The 20,924-nt window shown below is 59.3% G+C and carries 17 protein-coding genes; 10 read left to right on the top strand and 7 right to left on the bottom strand.

What is annotated here, in order from left to right:
• The first annotated feature begins 87 nt into the window (after positions 1-87).
• From ACI2KB_RS02925 to ACI2KB_RS02910, 4 genes are all read left to right on the top strand, one after another.
• A complete protein-coding gene (locus ACI2KB_RS02925; protein WP_404631191.1) occupies positions 88-846 on the top strand; it encodes a class I SAM-dependent methyltransferase in 759 nt (252 codons plus the stop codon).
• Positions 847-879: 33 nt separating this feature from the next.
• A complete protein-coding gene (gene rnhA, locus ACI2KB_RS02920; protein WP_404631189.1) occupies positions 880-1,332 on the top strand; it encodes a ribonuclease HI in 453 nt (150 codons plus the stop codon).
• A 176-nt stretch (positions 1,333-1,508) separates the two neighbouring features.
• Positions 1,509-2,270: a DNA polymerase III subunit epsilon gene (gene dnaQ, locus ACI2KB_RS02915; protein WP_404631187.1), complete on the top strand. Its 762-nt coding sequence runs from the start codon at positions 1,509-1,511 to the stop codon at positions 2,268-2,270.
• Between the two features lie 59 nt (positions 2,271-2,329).
• Positions 2,330-2,896 (top strand): GNAT family N-acetyltransferase, encoded by a 567-nt coding sequence (locus ACI2KB_RS02910; protein WP_404631185.1) that lies wholly within the window; start codon positions 2,330-2,332, stop codon positions 2,894-2,896.
• A 70-nt stretch (positions 2,897-2,966) separates the two neighbouring features.
• On the opposite strand, the gene ACI2KB_RS02905 is transcribed toward ACI2KB_RS02910, so the two are convergent.
• Positions 2,967-3,182: a hypothetical protein gene (locus ACI2KB_RS02905; RefSeq protein WP_404631183.1), complete on the bottom strand. Its 216-nt coding sequence runs from the start codon at positions 3,180-3,182 to the stop codon at positions 2,967-2,969.
• A gap of 315 nt (positions 3,183-3,497) precedes the next feature.
• Here ACI2KB_RS02905 and ACI2KB_RS02900 point away from each other — a divergent pair, with 315 nt between their 5' ends.
• Positions 3,498-4,061, top strand: coding sequence for an NADPH-dependent FMN reductase (locus tag ACI2KB_RS02900; protein WP_404631181.1), 564 nt, complete (start codon positions 3,498-3,500; stop codon positions 4,059-4,061).
• A 902-nt stretch (positions 4,062-4,963) separates the two neighbouring features.
• Here ACI2KB_RS02900 and ACI2KB_RS02895 read toward each other — a convergent pair.
• Positions 4,964-5,209, bottom strand: coding sequence for a hypothetical protein (locus ACI2KB_RS02895; protein WP_404631753.1), 246 nt, complete (start codon positions 5,207-5,209; stop codon positions 4,964-4,966).
• On the opposite strand from ACI2KB_RS02895, the gene ACI2KB_RS02890 reads away from it, so the two are divergent.
• Positions 5,111-9,925 carry a dermonecrotic toxin domain-containing protein gene (locus tag ACI2KB_RS02890; RefSeq protein WP_404631733.1) on the top strand — a complete coding sequence of 1,605 codons (4,815 nt, stop codon included), beginning with the start codon at positions 5,111-5,113 and terminating at the stop codon, positions 9,923-9,925. The genes ACI2KB_RS02895 and ACI2KB_RS02890 overlap by 99 nt on opposite strands.
• 21 nt (positions 9,926-9,946) lie before the next feature.
• Here the strand turns inward: ACI2KB_RS02890 and ACI2KB_RS02885 are convergent, their stop codons facing one another.
• From ACI2KB_RS02885 to ACI2KB_RS02870, 4 genes are all read right to left on the bottom strand, one after another.
• Positions 9,947-11,098, bottom strand: a complete 1,152-nt coding sequence (locus tag ACI2KB_RS02885; protein WP_404631179.1) for an acyl-CoA dehydrogenase family protein — start codon at positions 11,096-11,098, stop codon at positions 9,947-9,949.
• Between the two features lie 3 nt (positions 11,099-11,101).
• Positions 11,102-12,199, bottom strand: a complete 1,098-nt coding sequence (locus ACI2KB_RS02880; protein ID WP_404631177.1) for an enoyl-CoA hydratase/isomerase family protein — start codon at positions 12,197-12,199, stop codon at positions 11,102-11,104.
• A 268-nt stretch (positions 12,200-12,467) separates the two neighbouring features.
• Positions 12,468-14,612 (bottom strand): ergothioneine biosynthesis protein EgtB, encoded by a 2,145-nt coding sequence (gene egtB / locus ACI2KB_RS02875; RefSeq protein ID WP_404631175.1) that lies wholly within the window; start codon positions 14,610-14,612, stop codon positions 12,468-12,470.
• Positions 14,613-14,666: 54 nt separating this feature from the next.
• Positions 14,667-15,023 (bottom strand): DUF427 domain-containing protein, encoded by a 357-nt coding sequence (locus tag ACI2KB_RS02870; RefSeq protein ID WP_404631173.1) that lies wholly within the window; start codon positions 15,021-15,023, stop codon positions 14,667-14,669.
• A gap of 264 nt (positions 15,024-15,287) precedes the next feature.
• Between ACI2KB_RS02870 and ACI2KB_RS02865 the strand changes: the two genes are divergently transcribed.
• The 4 genes from ACI2KB_RS02865 to ACI2KB_RS02850 all read left to right on the top strand — a co-directional run bounded on the left by ACI2KB_RS02865 (position 15,288) and on the right by ACI2KB_RS02850 (position 20,044).
• A complete protein-coding gene (locus ACI2KB_RS02865) occupies positions 15,288-16,958 on the top strand; it encodes an MFS transporter (protein ID WP_404631171.1) in 1,671 nt (556 codons plus the stop codon).
• A 77-nt stretch (positions 16,959-17,035) separates the two neighbouring features.
• Positions 17,036-18,148 (top strand): HlyD family secretion protein, encoded by a 1,113-nt coding sequence (locus ACI2KB_RS02860; protein WP_404631731.1) that lies wholly within the window; start codon positions 17,036-17,038, stop codon positions 18,146-18,148.
• A 344-nt stretch (positions 18,149-18,492) separates the two neighbouring features.
• Positions 18,493-18,753 (top strand): DUF2790 domain-containing protein, encoded by a 261-nt coding sequence (locus ACI2KB_RS02855; protein ID WP_404631169.1) that lies wholly within the window; start codon positions 18,493-18,495, stop codon positions 18,751-18,753.
• A 67-nt stretch (positions 18,754-18,820) separates the two neighbouring features.
• Positions 18,821-20,044, top strand: coding sequence for a cytochrome c biogenesis protein DipZ (locus ACI2KB_RS02850; protein ID WP_404631167.1), 1,224 nt, complete (start codon positions 18,821-18,823; stop codon positions 20,042-20,044).
• On the opposite strand, the gene ACI2KB_RS02845 is transcribed toward ACI2KB_RS02850, so the two are convergent.
• Positions 20,041-20,613, bottom strand: a complete 573-nt coding sequence (locus ACI2KB_RS02845) for a cytochrome b (protein ID WP_404631165.1) — start codon at positions 20,611-20,613, stop codon at positions 20,041-20,043. The genes ACI2KB_RS02850 and ACI2KB_RS02845 overlap by 4 nt on opposite strands.
• Positions 20,614-20,924: the final 311 nt, after the last annotated feature.

Raw genomic sequence — 20,924 nt, 5'->3', positions numbered from 1 at the left:
TCACTTGTCTGGAAACAAAGCGCAATCTTAGAGTCTGAACAGGTTCCAGGCGAGCACCTCTCGCGGGACTTCTCATGGAGACCGGAAATGACCGATGAAGCGTTCGCCCAGGCCGACCCCGAATGGCTTGAGCTGATCAGCTCTGCCCGTGAGTGGTTGTCCGGGCCTGTTGGGCAGTTATTGCTGGAAGAAGAGCGCCAGGTGTTGGAAGAGGAACTCGAACGTTTCTTTGGTGGCTATCTGGTGCATTACGGTCCGTCAGCGCAGACCCCGCCTGCCGCCAAGCAGGTCCAGCGCAACGTGCGTCTGGGCGCGCCGCTGCCAGGGGTCGAGATTGTCTGTGAGGAACAGGCCTGGCCCCTGAGCGAGCACGCCGCCGACGTGGTGGTCATGCAGCACGGCCTGGACTTCTGTCTGTCGCCCCACGGCTTGCTGCGCGAAGCGGCAAGCGCCGTACGCCCGGGCGGTCATCTGGTGATCGTCGGTATCAACCCGTGGAGCACTTGGGGCATTCGGCATTATTTCGCCAATGACGCGTTGCGCCGGGCGCGCTGCATTTCGCCATCGCGGGTTGGCGACTGGCTCAACCTGCTGGGCTTCGCGCTGGAGAAACGCCGGTTCGGGTGCTATCGTCCGCCGCTTGCGTCGCCTGCCTGGCAGAGCCGCTTGTCGGGCCTGGAGCGTTTGGGCGACGGCTGGCAGAGTCCGGGGGGCGGCTTCTATTTATTAGTGGCACGCAAACTCGTGTCGGGACTTCGCCCGCTGCGTATGCCCCGTCGCGAGCCGATGGGCAAACTGCTGCCATTGCCGATGGCCAAGGTCAATCGGCACCCCCCCGAGCCTTGATTGCCGGGCTTCTTTATTTCTGGAACGAACGTAATGAGCGATACCGTAGAACTCTTTTCCGATGGCGCCTGCAAGGGCAATCCCGGCCCCGGCGGCTGGGGCGCGCTGTTGGTGTGCAAAGGTGTGGAAAAGGAACTTTGGGGTGGGGAGGCCAATACCACCAACAACCGCATGGAACTGATGGCGGCGATTCGGGGCCTTGAAGAGCTCAAGCGCCCGTGTGAAGTCACCTTGGTGACCGACTCGCAATATGTGATGAAAGGCATCACCGAGTGGATGACCAACTGGAAGAAACGCGGCTGGAAGACCGCCGCGAAAGAGCCGGTCAAGAACGCCGACCTGTGGATGCAACTGGACGAGCAGGTCAACCGCCACAACGTCACTTGGAAATGGGTACGCGGACATATAGGCCATCATGGCAACGAACGGGCGGATCAGTTGGCCAATCGTGGGGTGGATGAGGTGCGTAAGGGTAAACACGGTTAAACAGCTTGCACGCATTCCTTCTGTAGGAGTGAGCTTGCTCGCGATAACTGTGTGTCAGACGCCAGATATGTAGCCGAAAAACCGTAATCGCGAGCAAGCTCACTCCTACAGGCTTGGTGTCCTCCATTTCTGTCCGCCCATGTTAATATCCGCGCCTGAAACCGAGGCGCCAGGCTATGACTGCAGAAAACATCATCACTGAAAGACGGGTCGTGCTCGACACCGAAACCACCGGTATGCCCGTCACCGACGGCCACCGCGTGATCGAGATCGGTTGTGTGGAAGTGATCGGTCGGCGATTGACCGGGCGCCATTTTCACGTCTATCTGCAGCCGGATCGCGAGAGCGACGAGGGCGCCATCGGCGTTCACGGCATCACGGATCAGTTCCTGGTCGGCAAGCCTCGTTTTGCCGAAGTTGCCGATGAGTTCTATGAATTCATCAAAGGCGCGCAACTGATCATCCACAACGCGCCCTTCGACGTTGGCTTCCTCAATAACGAATTCGCCCTGATCGGTCAGCAGGATCGCGCCAATCTGGCGAGCTATTGCTCGGTGCTCGACACCCTGGCGATGGCCCGTGAACGCCATCCGGGCCAGCGCAACAGCCTTGATGCGTTGTGCAAACGCTACGACGTCGACAACTCCGGTCGTGAGCTGCACGGCGCGTTGCTCGACTCGGAGATTCTGGCGGACGTCTATCTGGCGATGACGGGTGGTCAGACGATGTTGTCGCTGGCTGGTAACGGTGATGGTGAGGGTGGCGTGGAGCGGCCTTCGGAAGTGCGCCGTATCCTCAACCGTACGCCGGGCCGGATTATCGCAGCCACCGAGGCGGAAATCGCCGAGCACGAAGCGCGTCTGGCGATCATCGCCAAGTCGGCGGGCGCTCCTGCACTCTGGACGCAGTTGGCGCAAGCGCACGCTCAGCAAGGCTAGTTGGCTTTGGCTGCTTCACTGGAGGCAGCCCTTTCATCAATGGCGCAGGAGGCACCAGGGTGGCAACGCTGAGTCCGACACTGAGCATTCGTGTCGCCGACGAATGCTTCGAGGATTACCTCCTCAATTGCGAATTCACTTTCACGGTCACAGGTTTCGCTCGCGTGCAGATTGGCCAGCCCGTGGCGCAGTGGCACGTCGAAACGGTCGAGCCTTATCTGAAGGACTACGACATCGATTCAGAAGCGTTTTGCAATGACCGTGACAGCGGCGAGGGCACCGTGCTGGTGGCGTGGGCGGGCGAGGACCCGGTGGGGCACATCGTGATCAGCAAGCACTGGAACGGTTTTGCCCACATTGATGAGCTGGCGGTGGACACGGTTGCGCGAGGCAATGGCGTGGCGCGGCAGTTGCTCGACGTCGCGCAGGCCTGGAGCCGTGAGCGCAACCTGCCGGGCATCATGCTGGAAACCCAGAACAACAACCTTGCGGCGTGTCGGTTGTATGAGCGCTGTGGGTTCGTGGTGGGCGGGGTGGATCATTTGCGTTATAGGGCGATTGATCCGGGCACGCAGGAGTCGGCGATCTTCTGGTATCTGTTTTTTGATGACCCAAACCCTCTGTAGCCGCCCGGTCGACTGCTACAGAAAGCTCGCGTACCGCCAATAAGCCGATTTTTGACGAGCCACGCCCGGATCAACTGACGCGCGTCAGCTTGATTCCGGACTGGACCAGTTCGAATTCGTCGCCGCCCAAATGGTTCACACGGTCGCCAATGACCAGGCGGTAGGTAATGACCTGCTTCATTTCGCCCGCTTCATCTGGCTTGAAATCATGAAACTCCCGCACGGGGTAGATGCGTCCCTCGGCATCGCGTGCGTGAAATTGGGTGACATGATCATGTGAAGCCATCTGCTTTGTAACCTCTGAAAAACCTGCTCGTTTTCGCTCGCATCGTATCACCGCGAGCTGTGTATCCCTGTCCGTTCGTAAGGTCGTTCTGTCAGACCTTTCAGGCGCCTCCCGCGCTCAACGCCTTCAGACCGTGATTTTCGAGGGGAGTTTGCGATTGAGGTAAAAAAATGTGTCGACGGGTGGTGGTCAGAAATGAACCATTACGACCTGGTAGATCGGTTGATTCGATCAAAGACAACAAAAAACAGCGCTGAACAAACGGCGCCTTTCATCTATAACTGTGTATTCCTCCCACACAAGAAGGTCAGGTTCATGAGCCAGGTTCATTCAATCGCAGTCATCGTCGGCAGCTTGAGAAAAGACTCCATCAACCGCAAAGTCGCCCACGCACTGGCCGAGCTGGCCCCTCCCAGCCTGAAACTGAGCATCGTCGAGATTGGCGATTTGCCGCTGTACAACGAAGACATCGATCTTGATTCGCCACCCGCCGCTTACACCGCTTTCCGTCAGGCCCTGCAAGGTGCGGACGGCTTCTTGTTCGTGACCCCGGAATACAACCGTTCGGTGCCCGGTGCGTTGAAAAACGCCATCGACGTGGGATCGCGCCCTTATGGCAAAAGCTCTTGGGGCAAGGCCAAGCCTGCGGCGGTGATCAGCGTCTCGCCGGGGGCGATCGGTGGTTTTGGTGCCAACCAGCACCTGCGCCAGAGTTTCGTGTTCCTCGACGTGCTGTGCATGCAGCAGCCCGAGGCGTATCTGGGCAATGCGGGGACGTTTTTCGATGAACAGGGCAAGCTGAGCGAGAAGACCAAGCCGTTCTTGCAAAGCATCATTGATGCGTTTGCGGCGCATGTGGCGCGGACCATCAAGGCCTGACGTTCCACGAGGCCGGCTCCCAGAGTTACAGCGTTGAACACGCGATTTGGGGTCGGCGCGATACTTGTGGGAGCCGCCTTGGTGCTGGATCAGCAGATCATGGTGCTGCGTGAGCCGACCTCGATTACCCGTCGCACCTTCTGGAGCGACGCCGGGAGTCGCGGTTGATCAAGGCGTTTTTCGAATTGGCGACGGGGTAAAACCTGCCACCCGGTTGCAACGTGGTTGTGAATCCTGTGGGAGATCTCCCGTCGGTCAGATGCCGGGCTGCAAACACGGTCTCCTGTGGGGGGTGAGCTTGCTCACGAAGTTTTTTTAACCGGCACAGAAAATGTGTCGCTAGCGCTGAGGTCTTCGTGAGCCCGTTCACTACTGGAGCGGTCGCCCGTTGGCGGTGGACATTCCCGAAAAAACAGACGTGCCCCACGACCTGAACGTGCTGCGCACCTGATCCAGTCAATCTGAAATTTCAGCAGCCATGTACAGCATTATGTAGCGCAGTTGGCCTGATATTTCTCCATACGCTCCTTGCCATGTCACCCATGCCCGGTTGATCGCCGGGCTGGGTTTTTCGCGAATAAGGAGCATGTATGTCCAATCCGCTTTCCAGTTACTTTCACAGCGCTTCCCTGCGGACGCGCTACACCGATGAATTGAATGACGCATTGAAGGAAAAGCGTATCGATGCCCAGGAGCAGTCCTGGTTATTGGGTGTCGCCAGTCCCAGGGGGGCGACTGATCCGGATCCGGTCAGGGTCGACCGGTTGTTGCTGGATGACGGTGCCGCCAACCCCTTCGAACTCGCGGCGGCCTTGTTACTGAGCCATACCGATATGGATGTCACCGAGGTTTATCTCTACACGTTGGCAGGTGGCATTGAAACGTTCGACACTCGAGAAGCACTATCGATCACGTTGGCCAGTCGCTATGCGCCGACACGTGAGCGTGCGCAGTTCGAGTTCGAGAAAGTTGAAGGTGATGCTTTCAAGGCTCAGATGCTGGCGATCATTGACCATCAGGTCGAGCATCTGACGCACCTGACCACAGAATTGCGGTTGACCCCGACCTTGCTGGATGCAACGAACGCGTCCCTTGGCCTGCGATTGCGCGAGACGCTGCCGCAATGGCAGATTGACCCACAGAAGCATCTCCTACAGGTCGTCTCCTCTTCGGCGAGCGATGACCTGATTCCGTTTACCCAGACGCTGGCTCAGGCGGCATTCGAGGACTTCTGCGGTCTGGGAATTGAAGAGGGTGGTCTACGTCAGTTTCTGGATGCGCAAGGGCGTGTGGCGACCCCGACGGATCAGGCCTTGTGTGCGCTAGCGTTGTCCAACGCTGTGGCGAGTGCCGCCGAGCAGTACGGTAAGTTGCTCAAAGCGTTCTGGAGAGCCCCATGGCGGGATCAGCGAACCCGTCGCGATCTGGCCATCGAGAGTTTCAAGAACAGCCTGCATGTCGAGATTTACGCACGCCTGCACGACGGCTCGCTCGACGCTGAACACTTGAGGGCTTCGCTGACACTATTGGAATTGGCGCCGGGCTCATTGCCGAATGGCAGCCCGTTACGCTGCCAGCGGTTGAGCCTCAAGGTCGGTAGCAGTACGTCAATGGCGTTGGCGGGTACGTTTGTCATTCAAACCGGGAAGGCTGACACTGCGCTGCTGTGGTTTTCGCCGCAGCACCAGCTTCTCGCGTTCAAGGATCCGTCGGCTTTTGTCATGCACCTGACGACAACGGCAGGACGCCGGCAGTTGCGTCCCGCATTGACACTTCAGGATCAACCCATTCTGCTGAGTGAGGGAGCCCTGCAAGTCGATCTGGATGACTTGGGCGACTCACCGTTTGCCGATCGCATCGATTCGATCCTTGAATTGCAACGGCGCAACCTTGTTTACGCTGCCGGTTTGTCCAGCGAGGCCGAAGCGCGCGCGGTCATGATCGATGACGCGCTGGATATCCGCCAACTGATTGATCCCCGGCAATTGCAGTTCAGCGCAGGACGCTGGCGTCAGTCAGCTCCGTTCGAATTTGGCAGCGTATGGAGCGGGACTTCCGTTCCGGCTCAGACAGGCGAGCAAGGCTCGGTCAGCACCTTCGCGCAAAATGCCGATGGCGCCACGAGCACGCAGCCGTTGTCATGGATCGAACAGACACAGGATTTCGACACTCGCTGTGAGCGCTTGAGACAGTTGGATAACGTACTGCGGGAGTTTGCAGAACAGGCACTGCAGCAGTATCTCTGTGTACTGACGCGCGGACCGATAAAGGCGTCCGATGTTCAGGTCAGGTGGCTGGAGTCCCGGCCTTTCGACACGAGTGATGTCGAGGCCACGACAGTTGCGGTCAGTGAAACCCAAGAGGTCGTTTCAAAGGATCTGGTGACCTGCCTGCTCGAATGCGTCAGCGGGCATCTCTCTGGCAGCCTGCCCAGCGGTGCGCAGGTGTTTCTGGGGGCTTCGACGTCTTGGGCAGGTGTCGAAATCGCTTTGCTGAATCACGCACTGAGTAAGCTTACAGCGAACTTCGCCGAGCGCTATGTCGCGCGGTTCAAGCAAGATCGTATTGACTTCATGCGCAAGGATGACCGTTGCGTGCAGCCTTTCAGGGAGGCGCAACTCCTGCGCGAAGACGCCATGCGCCTTGATCTGACACTGGCCAGGCGTCAGGACTGGCTGGACGAGGCCGCCAGTGACATGGCCTGGCAAATGCTGAACCGTCCTGTGCGTGCGCTGCGTCTTTCGTTGGGGGAGACCGTCACGGAGGTGTTTAGCGTAGCGCTGAGTTATGGAGATAGCGTGACCTCGGCGCTGGGTGACACCCTGATACTCAGACAGACCCTCAGCGATGATGCGCCAGCCTTGATCTGGTCCTGCACATCGGGCTGGGCGCAGTTTGCATCGTTCAAGCGCCTGCAGGACGTGTTGCTGAGAAACTTTCACGGCAGGCATCGCGAGCGTTGGCTGGAGTTGTTGAGTGACTTTGATGGTGCGCAAGTGCGCAGGCACCTGCTTAAAGAACGAGATAATCAAGTCCAGCTACGTTTGAACAGAATCGATGGGCATGTTGCTGAGGCCTTGCAACAGCACGTCTTGTCACGCCAGCAAGAAGACGTGCGGCAATTGTGTCAGCGGGCAGCGCGTTGCGGTTTTGAAGGGCAGTTGTTTTCCCGGCTTGCTTTGGAGGCAGAGCTGGATGGTTCGTTGACGGGGATGCTCGACGAACTGTCGATACGCATCCGCGACAGTCTGTTCAACGAATTGTTGCCGCCCTGGCTGAAGTCGGCGTCGCTCAATGACATGCGTATGTATTACGACATCTTCAAGCGTTACTACCTCGCCAGTGACGGGGGGAAGAGTTTTCTGTTCGACATTCCTTCCTTGCGTAGCTACGCACGTAGCCAGTTACTGGCAGAGTTGAAGAAGGATTTCCCCGCTCACGCTCTGGATCCTGACCGGATAAACGTCATCGCCAGGCATTATGTCAGCGCTTTTCCTCCTCCGGGGCAATTACCGTCGGCGACAGCGGCAGCGACGGTGCGCCGCAGCGAGTCACTGACTGATTACGCCATCAATCGTTTCGTGACTGATCAGGAGGTCGCGATCAGCGTGGAGTCAACCGAGCAGCCAGAGGCGGTCAGGCTGTTGACGCTGGATTATCTGCGAGGACTGGTCAGAAAAATCGACATTGGCGCAGGGTATCAGGCGCTACTGAACAAGGCCATGAACTCAGAGAACGCCGATTACGCAACACGTAAACGATTATTTTTCGAACAGTTGCCTCCCATGATGCTGGCCATCGCCATGCCGGAGAAGCTGAAAGGAAAGCTGAGCGCCCAGGCCTACGATTTCATTACCAGCGTGTTCGACATGCCAGATGGTCTGGCGCGTGAGCCGGTGGGGAACGATCGGATCATCATCAGCCCGCTGCAACTGGTCGCTGATTCCGGCATGACGCCAGATCCGGTGAGAGGGGTATATCTGATCTGTACGGCGGCGAAGAACAAGGGGCCGATGGTGCTGTGCTCCCTTCACCACACGGCGTTCGTATTTCGCGAATACGCGAGCGAGAAAGCGCTGCTGGAGGATATCCGCAAGGACGAAGACCTGCAGCAGTTGCTGCTGGGCCGCCTCGATCCGGAAATACATCGTCGCTATGCCAACGGCGGCTTCATCGAGCCCCATTTGCCGTTCTTCACGGGAGGATTCGGTGACGTTCCACCGCGTGCCCCGGGACCTGTGACGGTGAGCCTTTCCGAGATTAAAGGCAATGCGCTGCAGCATCTGTTCGATGACACGATGCGCCTGCTGATGGATTCCGGTGTGAGCAATTCGGTGACCAACGAACAGGTTGACCAGGCCGGCCGGTCTTTTTTGGCCACGCTGGGTTTTGAACAAGTGCTGACGTTACTGCCAGGCAAGTTGTCAGCACTGGTCGTGCTCTGGCAAAGCCAGGGTTTGTTCCGCGCGTCTGTCACGTCGGCGTCAGAGCGGCATTGGGGCCAGGCACTCTCTGAGTTTTCTGCGGCGTTAGGCGTCATGGTCGGTGCCAAGGAGCGCAGGCTCGAAGATACGAGCGCCGAGGAAGCGTCTGAATCGGCGGTAAAAAGTGGAAATGAGGCGACGAAAACGAGTACGCCGGTTTCCGGTTGGCACAGTGGCTCGTTGACGGCTGAACAGCGTTTGCAATTGCAACACCTTGAGGCCAATGACGTTGCGTTGGAGAGCATGCTTCACGACAAGCTGCTCAACCTCTATAGAACCAGCGACAGCGGCACCCCTTATGCGGTCGTCCGCGGCAAAGTATATCGGGTTCAACTCATGCCCGACGACGGCGATTGGATGATCGTTGGCGCAAACGGTGAACCGGGCCCGAAGCTAACGCTCGATGACACCCAGCACTGGCAATTCGAGTTGGGTCTGCGGCTACGCGGCGGGGGCTCGATTCCAGGGCGATACCGGCTGGCCAGGGTCGACCAGAGTGCCGAGAACACGATCACCATCGAGGCCAGCGGGATGCAGCAGATCCGCCTGCTGTACCGTGACCGGGCCCGACGCATCGGGCAGGCCCATCTTAAAGCCAAGCGGTATCTGGAAAATTCGCTGGATAACCTGCATGCGCATCAACGTCGGACCCCACTGGATCCTCGGGTCTTGAACATCATTGGTGATTTTTTTGGTACCACCAGCCCGAACAGCGCACTGGTTGCAGACGTCGAGAAAGCGGTGAAATCGCTGTTCAGCGCGGTGATGGATCCGTCGTTGTCACCGTTTTCTTCTTCCCGCTATGTGGTGGGTTCTACCCGTCCAGGCAACCAAACGGTCACGGCATTCATCATCAAAAAGGACCCGAAGCAACGTATTTTTCTTACCGAGCGTTTCTTCAACGTGCCGTATTTTGCGCTCAAGCCTGCGGCGAGGGCGGAGGGGTTCGATGCGCACGTGCATTATCGAGCGGCAAATCTGATTCATGAACTGTCTCACCTGATACTCGATACCCATGACATCGCGTATATGGAATCCATGGCGCCTTATGCTGATCTCCTGGCAGAAGATACGCCCGATAATATTGATCTGAAACTGACGATAGATCGCTTCCACACAGGGCGTCTGTCTCATCGCAGCTCGCGTGCCAGTCTGTTCACGGTGTTCGAAAACGGGCGCCGACGGGATCTGACACCTCTTGATGGCCGAGGGTATGAGGTCATCCTGCGGCTGGCGGACAGAAATAATCTGGATGATGCACGGGATGTGTTTTTGACGGACCTTCAGAAGCGCAGTCGGATCATGCTCAGCAACGCCGACTCGCTGACCTTGCTGATACTGAAACTGGGCCGTCGCAATTTCACCGTACCGGCTCCATGACGAAGCCGGTGTGGCAGTGGATTACAGGTCGTAGTGGCGCAATTCACGGGCGATCAGCAGGCGCTGGATTTCGCTGGAGCCTTCGTAAATCTGGGTGATTCGCGCGTCCCGGTAGTATTTTTCCACGGGATAATCTTCCAGATAGCCGTAGCCGCCGTGGATCTGGACCGCCTTGGAGCAGACCCATTCGGCCGTCTCTGACGCGAACAGTTTGGCCTGCGAGGCCTCTGACAGGCAGGGCTTGCCCGCCGTGCGCAAGCGTGCGGCGTGCAGGACCATCAGTCGGGTAGCATTGATGCGGGTGTGCATGTCGGCCAGCAGATTGGAAACACTCTGGTGCTCGATGATCGGCTTGTCGAACTGCACCCGCTCGCGGGCGTAAACCAGAGCCGCTTCGAACGCGGCGCGGGCGATGCCCAATGCCTGTGCCGCAATCCCGATCCGACCACCTTCGAGGTTGGACAGGGCAATGGCCAGGCCCTTGCCCCGTTCGCCCAGTAGATTGGCCTCGGGGATACGGCATTCACTCAAGGTCACCGCACAGGTGTCCGAGGCGCGAATGCCCATTTTGTGTTCCATGCGGTCGACGGTGTAACCGGGGTTGTCGGTGGGCACCAGAAACGCGGAAATCCCTTTCTTGCCCAGTTCCGGGTCGGTCACGGCAAAGACAATTGCCAACTGCGCACGCTTGCCGTTGCTGACGAACTGCTTGGCGCCATTAAGCACCCATTCGCCCTGCTTGAGTTCGGCGCGGGTCTTGAGGTTATGGGCCTCGGAACCCGCCTGGGGTTCGGTCAGGCAAAAGCAGCCGATGGCTTTACCGGTCGCCAGTTTTTCCAGCCACTGGTTTTTTTGTGCGTCGGTGCCGTAATTGAGAATCGGGCCGCAACCCACCGAGCTGTGCACACTCATCAAGGTGCCGGTGGCGGCGTCGCCTGCCGAGATTTCCTCGACCGCCAGCGCGTAGGCCACGTAGTCGATGTAGGTGCCGCCCCATTGCTCCGGGACGATCATCCCCAACAGGCCCAACTCGCCCAGCTTTTCGATCAGTGCGTCATCGATCCAGCCATTCTGCTCCCAGATTCGGGCATGGGGCGCGATCTCGTTGCGCGCGAAATCCCGCGCCATGTCGCGGATCATGATCTGTTCTTCGGTCAGTTCAAGGTCTTGCATGGGTCATGCCTCATGACCGCTGAAGAAGCTCGCCACGTGCTCGGCATCCAGTGCCTGAACGGTGGACGGGTTCCAGTGCGGTTTCTTGTCTTTGTCTACGATCAGGGCACGAACGCCCTCGATCAGGTCGCCCCGTTCGAACCACTGACGATCCAGATGCAGCTCCAGGTCGAAACAGGTATCCAGTGGCAGATGACGGCCTCGGCGCAGCAGCTCCAGGGTCACGGCCATTGCCAGCGGTGAACGGGTTTTCATCAGGTTGGCGGTGTCGACGGCCCAGTGATGGGTGTCGATGACCGTCACTTCAAGCAACTGTTCGATGATGCTCGGGATATCCGGCAGGGCAAAGAAGTGGTCGATGGCCGGGCGCAGTTTTTCCAGTGGCGCGTCGGGCAATTGCTGCACGCCGACTTTCGCCAATACGCCTTGCAGATCCTTGAGCGGGGTCAGCGTCCATTTCAAGTGATCCAGCTGGCGATCCAGGTCGGCCAGTCGCGCGCTTTGCAGGTACCAATCGGCCAGGCCGCAATAGAGGGCATCGGCGGCCTGGATCTGCACGCCGGTCACGCCCAGATAAATACCCAGTTCACCCGGTACGCGGGGCAGAAAATAACTGCCGCCGACGTCGGGGAAATAACCGATGGCCACCTCCGGCATGGCCAGACGGCTGCGTTCGGTCACCACACGCAGGTCGACGCCTTGTGCCAGGCCCATGCCGCCGCCCAGCACGAAGCCGTCCATCAGGGCCACGACGGGTTTGCGGTAGTGATGGAGGGTCAGGTCCAGTGCGTATTCTTCGACGAAGAATTGTTGATGGTGGGTTTGGCCGTTCTTGAAACTGTCGTAGAGCGCGCGGATATCACCTCCGGCGCAGAAGGCTTTTTCCCCAGCCCCGCGCAGAACGACGGCATACACCTTGTCATCCTGAGCCCAGAGATCCAGTTGGTGCTGAATCTGGCGAACCATCTCCAGATCAATGGCGTTCAGCCCTTGCGGGCGATTGAGGGTGATGTGGCCAATGTGATTGCGTACCTCGGACAGAACGGTGTCGCAGGCCGGTTCCTGACCTTTGGACGTGGCCGATACTACCTGTGCCGTCATTGCTGCCTCCCTGTGGCTTTTGTTCTTTTTGCTCGTTCAGGCGACCGCAAAAGGGCCGCACTCCGTGAGATGCCCTCGGGATGCTAACAGCGCAATTTTGCAAATGACAATGAAGAATCGTGCACCTTCCGTGTGCAAGTTTGCATGGGTGGTGCCTGGATCGATGAATAAGCGGTATTACTCTGTCGCCGCTCGGCCTGCCTGCGGCGGCGATTTTGAGGATGCCACCTTCGGCAGGCCGGACGGCTAAACCTGCGCGCAGACGTTTTCATGCCCGCAAACTGAACAACGCCATCTGTGGCGCATCGCTGAGCCAGTGTCGCTCTACTGTCCATCCCGCTTCGGCGGCCAGTTCGGTAAACGACTCGACCGTGAATTTGTGCGAGTTCTCGGTGTGCAACCGTTCACCTGCCGCGAAATGGAAACGCTGGCCCGCCACCCTCACCACCTGCTCGGTTTGGCTGACGAGGTGCATCTGCATACGGGCCTGTTCGGCATTCCAGACCGCTTCATGCCGGAACGCGCTAATGTCGAAGTCCGCGCCCAGTTCCCGGTTGATGCGCACCAGCAGGTTCTTGTTGAACCGCGCCGTGACACCTTCGGCATCGTCATAGGCCGCGACCAGTGTTTTCGGGTCCTTTACCATGTCCACGCCCACAATGAAGTGCGCCTGTTCGCCCAGCACTTCATGGGCGGCGTGCAGAAACGCCACCGCTTCGTCGTGGGTGAAGTTGCCGATGGTCGAACCCGGAAAGAACCCGACGCGGGTGTGGCCATCGGCTTCCTCGGGCAACGTCACCACATGCGTGAAGTCGTCCACCTGCGGTGCAACCACCAGTGTCGGGTATTTCTGACGCAAGGACTTGGCCGCCTTGTTCAACGCCGCCGCGCTGATGTCGATCGGCACATACACCGCAATGTGCGGTGCGGCATCCAGCACCAGGCGGGTCTTGTCACTGGCACCGCTGCCAAACTCCACCAGCGCGGCGCCCTTGGGAATCAACGCGGCAATGTCCCTGGCGATGCCCTTGAGCAAGCCGGTTTCCGCGCGAGTGGGGTAATACTCGGCGGTTTCGCAAATGGCCTCGAACAGGTCTGACCCCGTAGCATCGTAGAAATACTTGGGCGGCAGGGACTTGTGCTCAGCGGACAACCCGGCAATCACATCCCGGGCGAATTCGCTGTCGTGTGGGTTGACCACGCCGGGCTGGCGACTGTCCCGGGCCAGGCGCACGCCTGCGACCATCCAGCGTTTGTCGGTCTGGAAGAAATTGCGATAGGTCAGGCGGCAGTGATCGGGAGAGGTCACGCTGGCGCCGCCGCGCAGCACCATCTGATTGACCATGAACTTGCCGTTGTACTCGCCCACCGCACCGGCAGACGGTTTAAAGCCGGGGTAGGCGCTGTAGGCGCTTTGCGTCCACTGCCAGGCCACATCGTCCACCTGTTCCAGCAGGCCTGCGCGGGCGGCGGCTTCCCACTCGGCTTCGGTGGGCAGGCGCGCATCGGCCCACGTGGCGAACGCGGCGGCCTCGTAATAGCTGATGTGGGTCACTGGCCCGGCCGGGTCGATGTCTTCCAGCCCGCGCAGGGTCATGCGTTTCCAGCCGTTGTCGTCGTGTTGCCAGTACAGCGGCGCATTCCAGCCTTGTTCCTGAATCAGCGTCCAGCCTTCGGACAGCCACAGTGCGGCGGTGTGATAGCCGCCGTCGGCAATGAAACTCAGCCATTCGCCATTGGTTACCAAACGGTCGCTGATTTCGAACGATTGCAGATACGTGGTGTGGCGCGGGCCTTCATGGTCAAACGCAAACGAAGGGCCGCTGTGGCCGATCTGGGTCAACCCCCCGCTCAGCGGCTTGAACTGGCCGCGTCGCCCGCTGGCATCTTTGGGCCAGTCGGCGCTGTAAGCCGGTTTGAGCGACGACAGGCTGAACAGGTGCAGGATGTCCATCAACAACAGTTCCTGGTGCTGTTCTTCATGGGCCAGCCCCAGTTCGATCAGGCTCGATATGTCCTCGGACAACGGACCCATCAGCAGCGTCGCCATGTGCTCGTCCACATGGCGACGGTAGGCCCTGACCTGATCAACGCCCGGACGCGTCACCAGCCCACGTTGCGGGCGAGGGTGGCGGGGGCCTACGGCTTCGTAATAGGAGTTGAAGAGGTAGCCGAACGTCGGGTCGAACACCTGGTAGCCCGCCAGATTCGGCAACAAGAGGAAGGTTTCGAAAAACCAGGTGGTGTGCGCCATGTGCCATTTGGCGGGACTGGCGTCAGGCATCGACTGCACGACCATGTCCTCCGGGCTGAGCGGCGCGACAAGCTGCTCGGTGTGACGACGAACGCTCTGATAGCGCTGGCACAGCGGTTCCGTGGCGGGGGTGTCGCGTAGCTGGCGTGAATGACGCATCGGTTCTCTCCGGATTCGTATTGCGAAAACGTTTCGAGCGGTCCAGTGCCGAGGTCAGTGCACTTCCAGGGTCACCTTGTCCGGGTAGAACGCGACATGACCCTCGATGGCCTTGACCGACGGGTAGGCTTCTTCATACGTCCACACTGCATTTTCAGCGGATTCGCCGTTGGCCACCAGGCTGAAATAAGACGCGTCGCCCTTGTAGGGGCAATGGGTTCGATGGTCGGTACTTTGGTAATGTTCCATCGAAATATCCGAACGGGGCACGTAGATCACTGGCGGATAGTTCGCCTCCTTCAGCTCCAGTGCCTTGTCGCTCTGGGCAACACGCACGCCTTTGAACTGAACTGTGACCCGGCCTTTGGCCGGCGTGATGGAAATGGGGTGATCGGGACCTGGAATTTTCATGGCGATCAATCCTGTTGATCCGAGAAGAATGCCCGGTTATTACGACCGACACCGGGAGGGGTAGTGGAGTGTAGACGCAACAGTCGGGGAGAGGATTCGATAGGGATGATAAGTATCATCGAACGCGATCATTGGCAGTTTGGCAATCATCGGGTGATTGGCGCCGACAATTCTGGCCCTTTCACTAAACTCCCTGACATGCTCACCCTGTGAGTAATATTGTTCCGGTCATGGTCTCAGCCTCGCATTCTTCAGGTCAGCTCGATGAACGACAAATACACACCCCATGACTGGGCACCCCATGAGCGACCGACGATTCCGGGCTCGCCATCCACGCCCTTGCACCCGACGCCCAAGCGTCTGGCATTCGCGATTGTCGGGGTGATCGTGGCGTTGACTGGCGGGTTGGGCAATGCGCTGGTGGTCGCCAATCTGCAATACCTGCAAGGCGCGTTGGGGGCGACGCAGGCGGAAATCGCCTGGCTGCCTGCTGCGTATGTCATGACGAACGTGTCGATCAACCTGTTGTTGGTGAAGTTTCGCCAGCAGTTCGGCCTGCGGGCGTTCACCGAAGTGTTTTTGGTGTTGTATGCGCTGGTGACCTTTGCCCACCTGTTCGTCAACGATATCGAGTCGGCCATCGCGGTGCGGGCGGCACACGGTATGGTGGGGGCAGCGCTCAGTTCATTGGGGCTGTATTACATGATTCAGGCCTTCCCGCAGAAATGGCGGATGAAGGCGCTGGTGCTTGGGTTGGGCACCGCACAGTTGGCGACGCCACTGGCGCGGCTGGTCTCCGAAGACCTGTTGCAGATTGCCGAATGGCGCGGGCTGTACCTGTTCGAGTTGGGCATGTGCCTGTTGTCGCTGGGCTGTGTGCTGATCCTGAAACTGCCGCCGGGTGACCGTTTCAAGGCGTTCGAAAAGCTCGATTTCCTGACCTTCGCCTTGCTCTCGACGGGCTTCGCGGCGTTGTGTGCGGCGCTGTCGTTGGGGCGGATCGAGTGGTGGCTGGAAGAACCGTGGATTGGCCTGGCGCTGGCCTATTCCATTGCCTCGATTCTGGCGGGCTTGTGCATCGAACATAACCGCACTCGGCCGTTGTTGATCACCCGCTGGCTGGGCAGCGGGCGGATGATTCGTTTTGCCCTCGGTGTATTGCTCACGCGGATTGTCCTGTCCGAGCAGGCCACTGGTGCGGTGGGCTTTTTGCAGGGATTGAACCAAGGCACCGAGCAACTGCACACGCTGTATTTCTTCATGCTGTTGGGCAGTGTCACGGGACTGGCTGTCAGCGCGATGACAATCAATCCGCAGCACCTGTTCAAGCCGCTGATCATCTCGCTGGCGCTGATGGCGGTGGGGTCGATCATGGACAGTTTTTCCACCAGCATCACCCGTGGCCCGCAGATGTATTTCAGCCAGTTTCTGCTGGCGTTCGGCGGCACGTTCTTTCTGGGGCCGACCCTGGTGCTGGGCATGAGCGGGGTGATCAGCAACCCGCGCAACATGGTCAGTTTTTCGGTGATGTTCGGGATCTGCCAGAACGTCGGCAGCCTGATCGGCTCGGCGTTACTGGGCACCTTTCAGGTGTGGCGCGAGAAGTTTCATTCGGCCCACATCGTCGAGCACGTCACGCTGCTTGACCCGCAAGTGCAGAGCCGTCTGCAAAGCTCGGCAGGTTCATACATTTCTGCGATTGCCGATCCGTCTGCGCGCACCAATCAAGGCATTCGTGCGTTGGCCACGGCGGCCACCCGCGAGGCGAACACGCTGGCGTACAACGATGTGTTCATGCTCATCGCGTTGATCGCGATCGTGACCGCGATCTGGATCACCAGCCGTGCGACCTGGCTGTGGATCACCACCGAGCCTGTCGCACCGTTCACACCGACGATCCCTTCCGTTCAACCTTCGGGCGCCCAACCTTCATGACTGAACCCGGTAAACCTTCTGCCAGTAACCCTAACACCCCCTCTGCGCCACAAGCTGCTGCGCCTGCTCCAGCGGTCATGCCCGCCACCACGCAACCCCGTTCGGCGCGCATCCGGCTGGTGTCGTCGATCATCTTTGGCAGCATCGCGCTGGCGGGGGTGTTGATCGTGCTGTACGCCTGGCAATTGCCGCCATTCAGCAGCCCGATCGAGAGCACCGAAAACGCGCAGGTGAGGGGGCAGACCACGATCATCGGACCGCAGCTGAGTGGCTACGTCTATGAAGTGCCCGTGCAGGATTTTCAGTGGGTCAAGCAGGGCGATCTGCTGGTGCGCATCGATGACCGCATCTATCAGCAGCATCTGGATCAGGGGCTGGCGCAACTGGGGATTCAAAAGGCTGCGCTGGAGAACAACCTGCAACAACGGCGCAGCGCCGAAGCGACCATCGTCCAGCGTCAGGCTGCTGTGGCCAGCGCCCAGGCCCAGAGCGAAAAGGCTGCAGCAGATCTGCGACGCAGCACGGCACTGGTGACTGACGGCTCGGTTTCGAAGAGCGAGCTGGACGTGACTCGTGCCGCCGACGCTCAGGCGAAAGCCGCGTTGGCCGAAGCCAAAGCCACGCTGGAAATTGCCCGGCAGGACTTGCAAACCGTGATCGTCAATCGTGGCTCTTTGGAGGCGTCAGTGAAGAACGCCGAAGCGGCCATCGAACTGGCCCGCATCGACCTGACCAATACTCGCATCACAGCCCCTCGCGATGGCCAGTTGGGGCAGATTGGCACGCGACTGGGCGCCTATGTGAACTCCGGTGCGCAGTTGATGGCGCTGGTGCCGCGCCCACGCTGGATCATCGCCAACATGAAAGAGACCCAGATGGCCAACGTGCGGCTGGGGCAGCCGGTCAGTTTCACGGTCGATGCGCTGGAAAACCGCAAGATGCGCGGGCGGGTGCAGCGCATTTCGCCAGCGGCGGGGTCGGAATTCAGCTTGCTGCCCGCCGATAATGCCACCGGCAACTTCGTCAAAATCGCCCAGCGCATTCCGGTGCGGATTACGGTGGACGATGATCAGGATGATGTCGACCGTTTGCGTCCGGGGATGTCGGTGGTAGTGAGCATCGACACCAGTCAGGACGGCCCCGTGCCGCCGGATCCGGTGGATGGGAGTGTTGATACACAGCATCACTGAAGTGCTCGGTTTTCACCGAGAGCGCTAACGCGCTCCACTTGCACTTGCTCTTCTTACGCGATGGCTCAGACGCCGCCGAACGCGACTTGGGTGCTGTCTGGACCATCGCGTTCGAAGAACAAGATCAAATCAACGGCAACGGCAACGGCAACGGCAACGGCACGAGCACGCAAAACAGGCGGGCTTTGTATCCTTCTGTATCCAGCCCGGATCCAGACACGTACTGAGTCAAGCGCCCCGTCTCGCCGACACATCCGCGATACCTCCAGACCGTTCAATAGGCTCCATCGAGACACAACGTCTCGGCCACTTTGAACACTCACTCAACGTCTCGGAGCATTGCCATGAACTGGAAAAACCTGACCCTCGCCACCCTGTTTGCCGCTCTCAGTGTCGGTGCCCTGTCTGCCCAGGCCCAAGAGGTGGCGCAGCCGCAAACCTACATGTACGGCCAGCACCTGGACATCAAAAAAGTGCTGTCCTCGAAAGAAGGCACAACCCCGGCGTGCAGCGTCGTCACCTCGCAACTGACCTACCTGGATTCGATGGACCAGACCCGCGTGCTCAACTACCAGAGCTTCTCTGGCGGCTGCCACGACAACTGATTCATTCCTCCTTTTTCACGGGGTGCTGCACACCGATGCCGCCCCGTTCCGACCAGCAGGTAGCACCATGTTTCTGATCGCTTTTCTGGGCGGGATCGTCACGATCTTAAGCCCCTGCATCCTTCCGGTGGTTCCGTTTCTGTTCGCCCGCGCTGATCGTTCGGTCGCTTCGGTGCTGTGGACGCTGGCGGGCCTGGTCCTGACGTTCGCACTGGTGTCCAGCCTGGCAGTGGTCAGCAGCGACTGGGTCGTCACCGCCAACGGCGTAGGGCGTGACATCGCGCTGGTGGTGCTGGTGCTGTTTGCCCTGTCGCTACTCTCGGCACGGCTCGGCCAGTGGCTGATGTGGCCAGTGGTGACGCTGGGCAACCGACTGGACCCGGCGACCCGTCGCCTGTCCGGCCCGTCGGGCTCGCTGCTGATCGGTATCGCTACGGGGTTGCTGTGGGCGCCATGCGCCGGTCCCATTCTGGGGATCATCCTGACCAGCGCCATGTTGCAAGGGCCGAGCGCACAGACCAGCCTGCTGTTGTTGGCCTACGGCCTGGGCAGTGCCGTGTCACTGGGTGCCTTGATCTTTGCCGGGCGCGGGCTGGTGGCCCGGATGAAACTGTCGCTGCCGGTCACCGCCTGGTTGCGCAGAATCGCCGGGGGGGCAGCGCTGGGTGTCGCCGTGTTGATCGGCAGCGGGGCGCAGAGTGCGCTGCTGGCGGGCACCTCATCCCAAGGGGCTGCGGCGGTAGAGCAAGGCCTGCTGAGCGGGGTGCCGAAGGTCATCGACTATCTGGTGGACAGCGTCAAGGCTGCGACGGCCCCGGATGTCAGCGTCAAAGGCGAGATGCCTTCGTTGTCCGGCGCTGTCGAGTGGCTGAACTCGCCGGCCCTGAGCAACGCGTCATTGAAGGGAAAGGTCGTGCTGGTGGACTTCTGGACGTTTGACTGCATCAACTGCCAGCACAGCATTCCCTACGTTAACGCCTGGGCGAAGAAGTACGAGAAAGACGGTCTGGTGGTGATCGGTGTGCACACCCCGGAATACCCGTATGAGCGGGTCATCGACAACGTGCGCAAGAATGTGGAGAAGCTGGGGCTCAATTACCCGATTGCCATCGACAACGACTATGCGATCTGGCGTGCGTTCGGCAATCAATACTGGCCTGCGCATTACCTCATCGATGCGCAGGGCCAGATTCGTTACACCCACTTTGGCGAAGGCAACTACGACACCCAGGAACACGTGATCAAGCAGTTGCTCGACGAAGCCAAAGCCGGCGGCCAAGTCAAGGGCTAGACCATGCGCCGTACGGTATTGTCCTTGCGCACAAAGTGATGCCAGACCGCGGCCACCACATGCAGCCCGATGACGTAATAGAAGATCGTACCCAGTAACACATGGAAGTGTTCCAGGGTTTCGGCGGTGTCCTTGGAAATCGCGAACGGTGCGGGGATGCTCAGGGAAGTCAGCGGAACGGGCAGGGCGCCACGCTCCAGCAGTACGGTGAACAGGCCCAGCAGCGGTTGGGCGAACAGGAAGGCATACAGCGCGTAGTGCGAAAGATTCGCCGCCAGATGCAACGCTCCTTGCAGCGGTGGGGTAATGGCGGGTGGGGAATGCCGACGCCGCTCTGCAACACGGAAAAAGGCCATGACCAGCACCACGATTCCCACCCAGAAGTGACTCTGCACCACAAAGGTTCGTAAATCAGTGCCCCGAGCGAACTGGCTTCGGCTGAGGATCAGTCCATACGCCAACACGATCAGAATGGCCATCACCCAGTGCAGCCATCGGGCTCTGTAGCTGAAGCGTTCGGTATTCAACGGTGTACTCACGGTCAGGCTCCTTGGTTTTTGATTTTTCATGCCCCGTTCGGACGGGGCTTTGCGTTATGAACACGATGATCGTCGCAGGTTTCGACGGAACTCAATAACCCCCCACGTTCAACCCTTCAATTTACGTGCCGCCCAACAGTATTACGCCGGTGGCTCGCCTCTTCTATTACCTGGCGATCATTATGAATTGTCGCTATTCATTGTTTGAACGATCGCGTCGGCGCATGAAAAACGTTTAAACACTTAAACGAGGAAGTTTATTCATGGCCGTGTGTTGTTTTTTTAGGGCTCCTTCATTCGAAGAGCCTCATATGAATATGAAAACCGACGTTGAGGGTATT

The organism is Pseudomonas sp. NPDC088444 (assembly GCF_044900175.1).
Lineage (GTDB): Bacteria > Pseudomonadota > Gammaproteobacteria > Pseudomonadales > Pseudomonadaceae > Aquipseudomonas.
This window is presented reverse-complemented; position numbering and strand designations above follow the sequence as displayed.